Annotated in this window: 11 protein-coding genes and 1 tRNA gene; 6 read left to right on the plus strand and 6 right to left on the minus strand. The window is 63.7% G+C overall.

The genetic code is table 11. The features are described from left to right. Position 1: 1 nt before the first annotated feature. Together JMN37_RS08535 and JMN37_RS08540 are read left to right on the plus strand one after the other, a co-directional pair. Positions 2–265: a hypothetical protein gene (locus JMN37_RS08535; protein WP_071573613.1), complete on the plus strand. Its 264-nt coding sequence runs from the start codon at positions 2–4 to the stop codon at positions 263–265. A gap of 2 nt (positions 266–267) precedes the next feature. Continuing rightward, positions 268–591, plus strand: a complete 324-nt coding sequence (locus JMN37_RS08540; RefSeq protein WP_252931731.1) for an Rv3654c family TadE-like protein — start codon at positions 268–270, stop codon at positions 589–591. Positions 592–647: 56 nt separating this feature from the next. Here the strand turns inward: JMN37_RS08540 and JMN37_RS08545 are convergent, their stop codons facing one another. The 4 genes from JMN37_RS08545 to JMN37_RS08560 all read right to left on the minus strand — a co-directional run bounded on the left by JMN37_RS08545 (position 648) and on the right by JMN37_RS08560 (position 5,236). After that, positions 648–974 (minus strand): type II toxin-antitoxin system HicB family antitoxin, encoded by a 327-nt coding sequence (locus JMN37_RS08545; protein WP_070975172.1) that lies wholly within the window; start codon positions 972–974, stop codon positions 648–650. 5 nt (positions 975–979) lie between these two features. Next, positions 980–1,324, minus strand: a complete 345-nt coding sequence (locus tag JMN37_RS08550; protein WP_240492752.1) for a hypothetical protein — start codon at positions 1,322–1,324, stop codon at positions 980–982. Positions 1,325–1,746: 422 nt separating this feature from the next. Further along, positions 1,747–2,544, minus strand: coding sequence for a YwiC-like family protein (locus JMN37_RS08555; RefSeq protein ID WP_071573615.1), 798 nt, complete (start codon positions 2,542–2,544; stop codon positions 1,747–1,749). A 355-nt stretch (positions 2,545–2,899) separates the two neighbouring features. Further along, entirely contained in the window at positions 2,900–5,236 is a 2,337-nt protein-coding gene (locus JMN37_RS08560; RefSeq protein ID WP_252931732.1) for a DEAD/DEAH box helicase, read from the minus strand. A 158-nt stretch (positions 5,237–5,394) separates the two neighbouring features. Between JMN37_RS08560 and JMN37_RS08565 the strand changes: the two genes are divergently transcribed. After that, positions 5,395–5,598, plus strand: coding sequence for a cold-shock protein (locus tag JMN37_RS08565; RefSeq protein WP_070363240.1), 204 nt, complete (start codon positions 5,395–5,397; stop codon positions 5,596–5,598). A 216-nt stretch (positions 5,599–5,814) separates the two neighbouring features. Here the strand turns inward: JMN37_RS08565 and JMN37_RS08570 are convergent, their stop codons facing one another. Then, positions 5,815–6,441: a DedA family protein gene (locus JMN37_RS08570; protein WP_071573617.1), complete on the minus strand. Its 627-nt coding sequence runs from the start codon at positions 6,439–6,441 to the stop codon at positions 5,815–5,817. A 156-nt stretch (positions 6,442–6,597) separates the two neighbouring features. On the opposite strand from JMN37_RS08570, the gene topA reads away from it, so the two are divergent. Further along, positions 6,598–9,450 (plus strand): type I DNA topoisomerase, encoded by a 2,853-nt coding sequence (topA, locus tag JMN37_RS08575; RefSeq protein ID WP_071573618.1) that lies wholly within the window; start codon positions 6,598–6,600, stop codon positions 9,448–9,450. Between the two features lie 9 nt (positions 9,451–9,459). Here the strand turns inward: topA and JMN37_RS08580 are convergent, their stop codons facing one another. Further along, positions 9,460–10,986: an adenylate/guanylate cyclase domain-containing protein gene (locus JMN37_RS08580; RefSeq protein WP_070975175.1), complete on the minus strand. Its 1,527-nt coding sequence runs from the start codon at positions 10,984–10,986 to the stop codon at positions 9,460–9,462. 47 nt (positions 10,987–11,033) lie between these two features. Between JMN37_RS08580 and JMN37_RS08585 the strand changes: the two genes are divergently transcribed. Next, complete coding sequence (locus tag JMN37_RS08585; protein WP_255365833.1) at positions 11,034–12,227, plus strand: DNA polymerase III subunit delta'; 1,194 nt, start codon at positions 11,034–11,036, stop codon at positions 12,225–12,227. Between the two features lie 49 nt (positions 12,228–12,276). Then, positions 12,277–12,349: transfer RNA gene (locus tag JMN37_RS08590), tRNA-Thr, on the plus strand. Positions 12,350–12,655: the final 306 nt, after the last annotated feature.

A 12,655-nucleotide genomic window follows, 5' to 3' on the forward strand; every position in this document is an offset into this window, starting at 1 on the left:
GATGAACACCATCGAGGCAGCGCTCTCCCTGAGTGCTTTGGTGGTCGTCGCCGGTGCGATCGTCGCGGCGCTGGCCACGATGGGCGCCTACATCTCCGCGGTGGACATCGCCGGGGCGGCAGCCCGCGCGCACGCCATCGGCCTGGACTACGACCCGCCCGTCGGGCGCGTGAGCACCCAGGAACGCGGCGGCATGGTCACCGTGACCGCCCGAGTACGCGGCATGGAGGCCACCGCCGTCTTCCCAACCGAGTTCGGAGGCTAGCCATGCTTGGTCAACTCCGAAGCGACGAAGGCTCCGCATCTGTCACCACGGCGGGCATCATCGCCGCGGTGACCGCGCTGGCTCTTGCGGTTGCGGCGGTGGTTGCCGGGGTGGCGAACACCCATCGGGCGCGCGTCGCCGCCGACCTTTCGGCCGTCGCCGCGGCCACCGCCCTCTACCAAGGTATCGACGCCTGCTCTACCGCCAACGACACCGCCCAAGCCAACGGTGGAAGCGTCGACACGTGCGAAGTCGACGAGTCGGACGTGCAGGTCAGCGTGCGCGTCGGCCGGGCCGTGCAGAAGGCGCGCGCCGGGCCGGTCTAGCAGGTGAGTGGCGTCTCGTCGTGAGCATCTCAGTGCGCGTGTGGTCTGTGCGCCAGTTAGACGGACGCGAGTTTTTGATTGACTAGTGCGTTGAGAGAAATTCCCTCTGTTTTAGCGGCGATAACCAACCGCCGATGCAGCGACGGAGACGTGCGCACATTGAACTTCCCCGAATAGTTACGACTGCCCAATGGCACGGGAACCGCCTCGCCGGAGGCCTCCATGTCTTCGACAACCTCAGTCACAAGATCAATCAAACCGCGCTCGGCCTGGTGCCGATCTGCATCCAGCCAAGACAATGAGGGGAACTCAGCCACGGTCGCCACGTACTCCTGATCTTCTTCCGACCAGGAGACTTGATAGGTGTACTTATTGATGTCCATGCTGGCTACTCCGATTCACTCTTCTGCGTGCCTAGTTTCTCAATTGCTTCGAGAACCTGGTTCACTTGATATGGCTTGGCCTTGCCCTTCGCATTTTGAATATTGACACGAGGGTCACCCGGCCACGGGGTCTTGTAGGTTTGAACATCGATTATTTTATGAGGAAAAGCATATATCGGCGCGGGTAAGAAGCCCTTGAACTTATTTAGGTTTTGGTTCGCAATATTTGTCCCAGACGGCGCGATCCACAATTCTTCATTATTCCCGACATTCCTTGATGGACACGTACCCTTCCCGTTCGTCCCCGGGAAGGCATAGTGGCTGCTTTCCGAAATTCTCTCTTCGCTCATTGATGGAAAAAACAAATTGCGAAAACCGGGGAATGATCTGCGTCGATGGGAATGAATCTCTCAAGGCGTACGTGATATCCCAGCCCGCGTCATACCATTGAAATCTATCGAATTGGTCTTTCCAGCGCGGGCGCTGATGAAAGCTATCGGGTTTCTCGAGAAAATTATCCTGAAATTCCCTCGTCCACTCAAGGATTTCGTTTCCTAAAGCTGGCTTAATCCCTATCTCCTCAGGAAGATAGAACCCTAGGTTTTTAGGCTCAGAGACTACTAGTTCTTTAGACGGCCATAAAGAGCTTGGATGGCTATACTCTGGACGAAGCAGAATTTTTCGAGAGGACATAAACTACAGTATCCCAGCTTTACCGCCAGAGAAGCGGAAGATCTGTGATACACCCTGCTCAATCTGGTCAGGCGCCGCTCTATCCGGTGAGCAGCACCCCAAGTGCCGCGAGCGCCGCCAGGATGCACGGCACAACCTCCGCCTTGCCGATGTCCTTGACAGTCCACCGCTTTCCGCGACGCGCGCTCAGCGGGAAGTACAGTGCGCGGGCCAGTGCCAACACCAGTACCGCGACCATCCACCAACCGAACCCAACAAGGGCGGCATATACGACCATCACCACGATTGCCACCACGTGGTAGCCGATACTGAACGCCAGCATGGCGCTGCTGCCGCGGTCACGCACCATTGTCTTGACCAGCGGCACCGTCCCGGTGAAGTAGAGCGCCAAAAACGTCGTCGCGACGATCGCCGGGCTGGACCAATCAGTCGGCAACCCGGCTAGGTGCGCGATCACCGCGACCAGTAGTGCGGAGGCGACCGTCGTCGCTGCGCCACTGGCCAGCGAGCGCGGTCTGCGTTGCAGTGTTTCCCACACAGCGATGCCGACCAGTGGGGCGTAGCACCACGCCCACCTGAGCACCGACGGATCCTGCATGACCACGATCGCTACCGCGACCAGGGAGATCGCTCCGTAGGTGAGTACTGGTGGCATGTACTGGCGGCGCCGCTCCACAGTGCGTGCCCGGGCCGCCTGGCCGAACGTGAAGAACGCGCAGTATCCGATAAACCACGCAATCAACAACCACACGATCGCGGCCGGGAAGCGCTCGGTGCCGAACGCGACGCCGAGGGTCCCCACAATGGCGGGGGTGAGCGCCATTGCCCACGCGCCGTGCTGGTTTGGGATCCACATGCGGAGTGTGCGTTTATCCATGCCCCGCAGTGTATCAATCAAAAGGACTATGATTAAGCTGAAAACCAGTAACCCCGGCGATTTACTCCTACTTTCGTAGTGCAGGGATCGTTCCGGGGCTTTCGAGGTAAAGGATAGCATTTCCGCTCGCTAGGGGCTGTGATGGATTTTGGTGCGTGCTGCGCCAAGGTGTGCACCAAAATCCCGCTTTTCGGGATGGCGCCGTGGCGTTTCCCCAGGTCGCGACCCCTGCGCAAAGGGATTTGGTGTCACCCCAGCAGAACCGAGTGACAAAGGACGCAACCCACTTTTTGCGACCTGGGCTTTTGCCGGATTCGGCCGACCGGATTGCGTCCTTTGTCACTCGCTCCCCGATCTATGCACCAAATTCCCGGTTTTCTGCGTCCACGGATGACGCCTTGCTCAGGAGCCCCAACACCTTCAGCGCCGCCTGCTTATCCAGCGGCTGATTCCCGTTGCCGCACTTTGGAGACTGGATGCAGGACGGGCAGCCGTGCTCGCACGGGCAGGACTCCACTGCGCCGTAGGTGGCGGTGATCCACGTGTGGAAGCGGGCGAAGCCTTCGTCGCTCATGCCGGCGCCGCCGGGGTGGCCGTCGTAGACGAATACTGTGGGCAGCAGCGTGTCTTGGTGGAGGGCCGTCGATACGCCGCCGATGTCCCAGCGGTCGCACGTGGCGATGAGGGGCAGCAGTCCGATCGCCGCGTGCTCCGCCGCGTGCAGCGCGCCGGGCACCTCGCCCGCGCTGATGCCCAGCGAGTCCAGCACAAGCGGGTCGATCGTGTAGGCGACCGCACGGGTCTCCAGGTGCTGCGCGGGCAGGTCCAGTGGGATGTGCTCGCTGACTGAGCCGTCCGCCAGGCGGACAACGTAGCCGGTGACGCGGTCGGTGACCTCGACGTCCACGCTGGCCACCCACACGCCCTTCGCCAGCTGGTGGGTCTCGTGGGCCTCGCCCAGGATGCGGATGTCCGTCGTGGAGCGGGCGCGGGTGGTGTAGTCGGGCTGCGCGGGCTCCACGAGCGCAACGTAGTCGTCCAGGTTGAGTTCCTGCACCACGAAGTGCTCACCCTGGTGCACATACACGGCGCCCTCGTGGACCTGGGTGAGGGCGCGGGCGGCATCGATGGTGCCCAAAAGGCGACCGTCGCTGACGTCCACGATCATCACCTCGGCGCCAGCACCGCCGCGGATAGAGACGGTCACCTCCGCGTCAGATGCGGGGAACCAGCCGCGAGGGCGCTTGCGCAGCAGGCCCTCCTCGCACATTTGCTCCACCACGTCGTGGGCGCCGAAGTCGTCGACGTCCTTCGAGGTCAGCGGGCGCTCGTGTGCTGCGTGGTAGAGGTGGCCGCGCAGGATGTACGGGTTCGACGGGTTGAACACGCTGCGCTCCACCGGGCGTCCCAGCAGCGCCGCGGGGTGGTGCACCAGGAAGGCATCCATCGGCTCGTCGCGGGCAACGAGCACCACCAGTGAGCCCTGCCCGCGGCGTCCCGCCCGGCCCGCCTGCTGCCGAAACGACGCCACCGTACCCGGATAGCCCGCCATCACCACGGCGTCGAGCCCGCCGACGTCGATTCCCAGCTCGAGCGCGTTCGTCGTGGCCATGCCCAGGATGTCGCCCTCGTCCAGGGCGCGCTCCAGCGCACGACGGTCCTCCGCCAGATAGCCCGCCCGATACGCCGCGATCCGCCGCGCGAAATCCGGCCGCCCCGCAGCACTCAAGTCCTCCTGCGCGCGCATCGCCACAATCTCCGCCGCCGGCCGCGAGCGCACAAACGTCAAGGTCCGCGCCCCCTCACGCACCAACCAGCCCATTATCGACGCCGCCTCCGTCGTCGCCGCGTACCTCACCGGGGCGCCGTGCTCACCCTCCGCGCCCTCGATGAACCCCGGCTCCCACAACACCACCGTGCGCTCACCCGTCGGTGCCGTATCCACATCCACCGCCCGCACCGGCCTGCCACACAACAGCTCCGCGTGCTCCGCCGGGGCCGCCGACGTCGCCGACGCAAACACCAACGTCGGCTCCGAACCGTACGCGCGGGCGAGGCGAAGCAGGCGTCGAAAAACGAGGGACACATTGGCGCCAAACACCCCCCGATAAGTGTGCGACTCATCCACAACAACGAAACGCAGGTGGCGCAACAGGCGCGCCCATCGCTCGTGCGAACCCAGGATGCTCGCGTGCAACATATCCGGATTCGTGAACACGAACCGCGACTGATCCCGGATCGCGCGCCGCGCATCAACCGGCGTATCCCCGTCATACGGCGCCGGCGTAATCCCAGGCAGATCCTTCGTCAGCGCCAACGTCGCCTGCAACTGATCCGACCCCAACGCCTTCGTCGGCGTGATATACAGCGCGCACGCCCGCTCATCCGCCGCCAACGCCGAAAGCACCGGCAGCTGATACCCCAACGACTTACCTGACGACGTCCCCGTCGCCACCACAACGTCCTCACCCCGCCAGGCGGCCTCGGCACACAACTGTTGGTGGCGAAACAGCCGCTGCACACCGCGCTCCTCCAGCGCGTGACGTAGCGCCGGGTGCACCCACTCGGGCCACTCGCCGTACTCCGCCGGGCGCGCCGGAATCTCCTCCACGTGCGTGATCGTGGAGTGGGGGAACTGCTCGCGAAGCCCGCGAACGAGCTCGCCCCCAAAAGAACCAAAATCCTGCTTCATGACACAGCAAAGTATGCCAGTTTGTGGCACACTGGTTGGCAGTAACAAATTTTGTGCGCGCCTTCAACGGTGCTCGCGAGGGATTGTTTACGCGGGCGCCAGGACATCAGCCCTGGTGGACGGCTTCATTTATCCATCTTTTGAAAGGGAACACACCAATGGCTACAGGCATCGTGAAGTGGTTTAACGCAGAAAAGGGCTTCGGCTTCATCGCTCCAGACGACGGCTCCGCCGACGTCTTCGTCCACTACTCCGAGATCCAGGGCAGCGGCTTCCGCACCCTCGAGGAGAACCAGAAGGTCGAGTTCGAAATCGGCGAGGGCGCCAAGGGCCCACAGGCCCAGCAGGTCACCGCTCTCTAATCTATATAGGTGCACACCCCGGCTCCGGCCGGGGTTTTTGCTTTTGAGTTCCATTCACGTGCCAGTGCCAATAGACGCAATTCCTTCCGGGGGATTCGAGAAAAGCCCAGGTCGTGAAAAGCGGGGTGCGTCCTTTGGCACTGGCTCCTGTTTACTAGCACCAAATTCCCTCGCCGAAATTAGCCACCTGGGAAGCACGCGCGCAGCACTCAAGACCTACACGGCGGAGACGCCGCGCCGGACGTCGAAAAGTTCGAAGATGTAGGACTGAATGCGCTGCATGAACCAGCCAACGAGGGCGCCGAGGGCGATGCCGACGATCATGCCGAGGAGGGGGAAGTCGGAAAGGAGGGAGCCGCCGGCGTAGCCGAGGCCGACGGAGAGGCAAGCCCAGATGATGACGCCGATGGTGTCGTAGAGGAAGAAGGCGAACCAGTTGTAGCGCACGCTGCCCAGCACGATCGTGGCAACCCAGCGTGCCCAGGGTAGGAACCTGGCGACGAGGACGGTGATGCCGGCGCCGCGGTTCATGTTGCGGCGCACCCAGTCGATGGCTTGGCCGGCTTTGGAGTTGGGGTCGAGGCGGTCGACGACGTGGATGAGGCGTCCGCCGAGGAGGAAGCAGATGTTGTCGCCGATGATGCCGCCGATGATGGCGGCGGCGATGATGCCCCACGCGTTGGGGACGCCTTGGGATGCGGAGAAGGCGCCGGAGAGGTTGAGGACGGTTTCGGAGGGGATGAGGGGGATCAGCGCGTCGCCGAGGATGAGGAGTACGACGAGTGGGTAGAAGAGGGGTGTGCCCATCAGGGTGTGGAGGAAGCCGATGAGGGAGTCGATCATCTGGGGTTTTACCTCCTTGGGTGCCCGATGGTGCTCATGGGGGTTCAGTGTAGTTGGTGGGGGTGAAAACGAGGAGTTGTAGGGTTGCTATTTAATTGTCTGATACAACTTATGTGAGTTAACGAACATAGTTCTTGAAGTGAGGTGTCACGAAGCGTGGCTGAAGACGGCAAGACCCTCGTCATCGTGGAGTCCGCGACGAAGGCGAAGAAGATCCAGAAGTATCTGGGAAGTGACTACATTGTGGAAGCTTCCGTGGGGCACATTCGTGATCTTCCGGGCCGTGCTGCTGACATCCCTGCGAAGTACAAGAAGGAACCGTGGGCGAAGTTGGGTGTGAATCCGGAGTCTGGGTTTGCACCTATATATGTTGTCAGTCCTGACAAGAAGAAGAAGGTCACCGACCTGAAGGCGAAGTTGAAGCAGGCGGACAGGCTGCTGCTGGCGACAGACCCGGACCGTGAGGGTGAGGCGATCGCGTGGCACTTGCTTGAGACGTTGAAGCCGAAGGTGCCGGTGGAGCGCATGGTGTTCAACGAGATTACGGAGTCGGCGATTCGGGAGGCTGCGGAGAATACCCGTGAGCTGGACATGGATCTTGTCGACGCCCAGGAGACCCGCCGCATTCTGGACCGGTTGTATGGCTACGAGGTCTCTCCGGTGTTGTGGAAGAAGGTCATGCCGAGGCTGTCGGCGGGTCGTGTGCAGTCGGTAGCGACGCGCGTGATCGTGGAACGTGAGCGCGAGCGCATGGCGTTTATCCCGGCGGAGTACTGGGATGTGACCGCGACGTACGGTGGGGGCACCGCATTTGATGCGAAGCTTGTTGCGATTAACGGTTCGCGGATTGCGCAGGGGAAGGACTTTGATGATCGCGGTCGGCTGAAGGAGTCGGCTGAGGGGGTTGTGGTCGTCGATAAGCAGGTGGCGGAGGAGCTTGCTGGGGCGCTGAAGGACACCTCGATGACGGTGAGCGGCGTGGAGGAGAAGCCGTACAGCCGCAAGCCGTACGCACCCTTTATGACGTCCACTCTGCAGCAGGAGGCGGGGCGGAAGCTGCGCTTTACGTCGGCGCGTACGATGCGTATTGCGCAGCGCCTGTACGAGAACGGTCACATTACATATATGCGTACGGATTCGACGTCGCTGTCGCAACAGGGTCTGTCGGCGGCGCGGGCTGCGGCGACGGAGCTCTACGGCGCGGAGTACGTGGCGGACAAGCCGCGTATCTATGACCGGAAGGTGAAGAACTCGCAGGAGGCGCACGAGGCGATCCGCCCTGCTGGTGAGCGGTTTGCTACGCCGGGGCAGTTGTCGAAGGTGCTGGACGCGGAGGAGTTCAAGCTTTACGAGCTGATTTGGCAGCGCACGGTGGCGTCCCAGATGGAGAACGCCCGCGGAAACTCCACGAAGGTGACCGTTGCGGGTGACTTCGATACCGAGTTTGCTGCGACCGGACGCACGATTACGTTCCCGGGCTGGCTGCGTGCCTACTCGGATACGCGTGATAGCGAGACGCACCTGCCGCAGCTCACCGCGGGCGACGAGCTGCCGACCACCGCGATTTCGGCGGATGGGCACTCCACGAACCCGCCGGCGCGCTACACGGAGGCGAGCCTGGTGAAGAAGATGGAGGACCTTGGGATTGGGCGTCCGTCGACGTATGCGTCGATTATTAAGACGATCCAGGACCGCGGTTACGTGTTCTCCCGTGGCAACGCGCTGGTGCCCAGCTGGGTGGCGTTTTCCGTGGTGGGGCTGTTGGAGAACAACTTCGACGCCCTGGTGGATTACGACTTCACGTCCTCGATGGAGGACGAGCTCGACGAGATCGCGCACGGCAACGAGGACCGCACCCGCTGGTTGACTAGCTTCTACTTCGGCGACGCCGACGCCAGCGACAACACCGCCGAGGCGATCGCGCGCCGCGGTGGGCTCAAGCACATCATCGAGGACAACCTCGAGCGTATCGACGCCCGCCAGGTCAACTCCCTGAAACTCTTCGACGACGCGGAAGGCCGCGCCGTCAACGTGCGCGTGGGCCGCTACGGGCCGTACATGGAACGCCAGGTGGGTGTCACCGCCGACGGTGAGCCGGAGTACCAGCGCGCCAACATCCCTGAGGCGACCACACCTGACGAGGTCACCCTGGAACTGGCGGAGAAGCTGTTCGCCACCCCGCAGTCCGGCCGCGAGCTGGGCGTGAACCCAGCCAACGGGCGCATGGTAGTGGCCAAGGAGGGCCGCTTCGGCCCCTACGTCACCGAGAAACTCGGCGACGACGAGCTGGAGAAGGCGCAAGCCCACGCCGAGGAAGTCATCGCCGAGGAGCGCGCCGCCGAGGACAAGCAGCGCGCCGAAGAGGGCAAGCGGAAGAAGAACTGGGACACCAAGACGGCCGCGAAGCAGAAAGAAAAACGCATGACCGAGCTCGTCGAGGAGCAGCTCAAGCCCGCGACGGCGTCCCTGTTCCAGTCGATGGACCCGGCCTCGGTCACGCTTGAGCAGGCGCTGCAGCTGCTGAGCCTGCCGCGCGAGGTGGGCGTCGACGATGGGGAAGTGATCACGGCGCAGAACGGACGCTACGGCCCGTACCTGAAGAAGGGCTCCGACTCGCGCTCCCTGGCCAGCGAGGAGCAGATCTTCAGCATCACGCTGGAGGAGGCGCGCCGCATCTACTCGGAGCCGAAGCGCCGTGGTCGCGGGGCTGCGAAGGCGCCGTTGAAGTTGCTCGGGGACAACGACGTCTCCGGCAAGCCGATGTCCATTAAGGACGGCCGCTTCGGCCCGTACGTCACCGACGGCACCACGAACGCGTCTCTCCAGCGCGGCGATACCCCGGAGACCATGACGGACGAGCGCGCGAACGAGCTGCTGTCCGCGCGCCGGGCCCGCGAGGCAGAGAACCCGAAGCCAGCCAAGAAGGCCGCGCGCAAGACCACGCGGAAGAAGGCAACGAAGAAGACGACGCGCAAGAAGGCGACGAAGAAGGCCGCGAAGCGCTCGTAAGCGGGGCGGCTAGTAGCGGTCCGCCAGAGTGGAGCGCACCGGGCGGGCCAGCTGCGTCATGCGGTTGCGCCCGCGCAGCTCCACGGACTTCATGAGCGTCCAGCGCTGCTGCTCGACCTCGTTGGCGGCGCGCAGGGTTGCGGCGTTGGTGAGCACGCAGCCCGGGGTGTCCTTGGCCAGCTCGGTGAGGCGGGCGGCGGCGTTGACGGCGTCGCCGATCACGGTGTATTCGAAGCGGTCGGAGCCGCCGATGTGGCCGGCGACCACGTGCCCGGAGGCCACCCCGATGCCTGCCTGCAGTTCCAGGCCCGCCAGTTCGCGGCGGAGTTCGCGGGCGGCCTGGAGGGCGTGGGAGGCGGCGTCGTGGATGGAGACGGGCGCACCGAACACGGCCAGCGCGGCGTCGCCCTGGAACTTGTTGATCACGCCCTTGTTGCGGTGCACCACCTCAACGACGATCTCGAAGAAGTTGTTCAGCGCGGCCACGACCTGCTCCGGGGTGTGGTTGACGGCGAAGGTGGTGGAGCCGATCACGTCGATGAATACGACGGCCACGCGGCGGTCCTCCCCGCCGAGCTCCGGCTTCTCCTCGAGCGCCTTCTGGGCGACCTCGGTGCCGACGTAGCGGCCGAAGATGTCTCGGACGCGCTGGCGCTCGTTGAGGCCGCGCATCATCTCGTTGAACCCGGCTTGTAGTACGCCGATTTCGGAGCCGTCGTAAATGTCGACCTGGGTGTTACGCTCCCCGCGGCGCACCTTATTGATGGCTTCCTGCAGCTCCTTGATGGGGTCCACCACGCTCATGATGGCGAACGCAGTGCCGATGAAGCCGGTGGCCAGTGCGGTGAGCGTCAGCGCGAGCACGGCAGGCATGAGCTCGCCGGGGCGGTTGTAGAAGAAGCCGTGGCGCTGCGCGAAGAACAGGGCGAGCACTCCGAACATTGGCACGGCGGAGGTGGTGAACCACGTCAGGTATAGGCGGTGCTTGATCGGCGGCTCCAGGGTGGAGTCCTCGAAGCGCCGCGCGAGTGCCGACGCCGCCACCGGCCGCACCAGGCGCTCTGCCTGCAGATATGTCATCACGGCAGTGACGAAGCACGCCAGCGACGTAGACCCTAAGGTCACGATTGCCAGCTGGTGGTCGATGCGCCAGGCGGCCACAGTGATGATCATGATGCCGATGGCCCACACCCCGACCACGATCACGGTCTGCAGCACCGGGATGCGCATGACCAGGTTGCGCACCATGTTTGGGTCGTGGTCATCGGGACTGAGCTGCCACTCCAGCACCGGCCGGAACAGGAAGAAGGTGACCACGATGCCCACGAAGATGGCAAAGCAGAAGTAGGCCGCGCCGAGGAAGCCGAGGCTTTCGTCGTGAATGTTGAGTTGCTGCACCTCCCGCATGGGGATGAGGAAGCGCACGAACAGCATGATCAGCACGGCGCCGAGCACGTTGGTTCCGAGCACAGTTGCGGCGTAGAGGGGCCACGAGGTGCCCCACAGCCATTTGAAACTGCGCCAGAATCGTTCCATGCTGTAACACTTTAGCGGGTTTTCGCCCTGCTGTACGCTTGGGGCTTGTGCCTACCGTGAGTCAATTACTTGCCGACGCCCCCTCCGTCCAGCAGGTCATCATGAACGCTGCCGCGGCCGCCCGGGGGATCGGCGATGCCCGCGCGATGACGCACTCCTGGCTGTTCACGGGGCCTCCCGGTTCGGGGCGTTCCAACGCGGCGCTCGCGTTCGCGGCTGCGCTGGTGTGCACGGACCCTGACGAGATCGGCTGCGGGCGCTGCAAAGGCTGCCGCGACGCGCTGTCCTCCCAGCACACCGACGTCATGCACGTGGTGCCCAAGGAACTCACGATTAAGGTGAAGGAGACCCGCGAGTACATCGCGCAGGCCGCCCGCATGCCGACGGTCGCCCCCTGGCGCGTCCTCATCATCGAGAACGCCGACCGCCTCGGCCAGGACGCCTCCGACGCGCTGCTGAAAACGGTGGAGGAGCCCCCAGCCCACACCGTGATTATCCTGTGCGCGCCGTCGACGGACCCGGAGGACTTCTCCCAGACGCTGCGCTCCCGCTGCCGGCACCTCTATATCCCCGCGCCCTCCGAGGACGAGGTGGTGCGCATCCTCATGCAGGAGGAAGGCGCCACGGAGTCTGACGCCCGCCTCGCCGCCGCCACCACCCTGCGACACGTGGGCCGGGCGCGACGAATGGTCAACGACAAGTCCGTGCAGATCCGCCGCGCCCAGGCGATCAACCTTGCCGAGCTGGTCTTCCACGGCGCCCAGGCCTTTCAGGCCGTGGCCTCCCTGGTAAAGGCCACGGAGAAAACTGCCGTCGAGGACTACGCCGAGGAGGACGCCGAGGAGCGCGCCAAACTCGAGCAGGCCCTCGGTGTCGGCGCGAAGGGCAGGGGAGCGGCGAAGGCGCTGCGCGGGGCGTCCGCCTCCGTCAAAGCGCTCGAGGCGAGCCAGAAAGCGCGCGGCACCCGCCGCAAGCGCGATGTCTTCGACCTCATCCTCGTGGACCTCGCCGGCATCTACCGTGATGCCCTCGCCGTCCAATCCGACGCTAAGGTCTCGCTGACCCACCCCGATTTCCAGCCACTCGCCGCCGAACTCGCCGAGAAGGTCCGCCCCGAAGGACTCGTGGCGTGCCTCGACGCCATCGCCCAGTGCCGACTGCGCCTCCAACAGCAAGTGAGCCCCGTCGTGGCGTTCAACGGGATGCTCGGCCACATCCGCCTCGCCTGCGAAGCCCGCTGACCTGGTAGTTTCGTGGATTCTTGGCGGTGCTGTAATATTGTGCAGCGTTGCCACCTTAGCTCAGTCGGCAGAGCGTCTCACTCGTAATGAGAAGGTCGCGAGTTCGATTCTCGCAGGTGGCTCAGGGAAAACCCCAGCTAGAACACGGTTTTAGCTGGGGTTTTGTTATGCGCGGGTGTCAAAGCCCATCGTCGACTTAAGTGACAAAATGTGTGCTTTTCTCGGCGTGTCGACTTAAGTGACAAAATGTGTGCTTTTTCAGGGGTTGGGATGGGTGGGTTGTGGGGTGTTGTGCTGGGGTTATGAGCGTCCTGCCCAGCCGTGTCGGATGGCCCAGGAGGGGTTGAAGTCGGTGTCGATGCCGGTGTCGTAGACTTTCGGCCGGCCGTCGGGTGAGTTGGCTTGGTCGCGTTCACGCATGTGTGCCT

The sequence above is a fragment of the Corynebacterium lipophilum genome (assembly GCF_024102595.1).
Lineage (GTDB): Bacteria > Actinomycetota > Actinomycetes > Mycobacteriales > Mycobacteriaceae > Corynebacterium > Corynebacterium pseudogenitalium.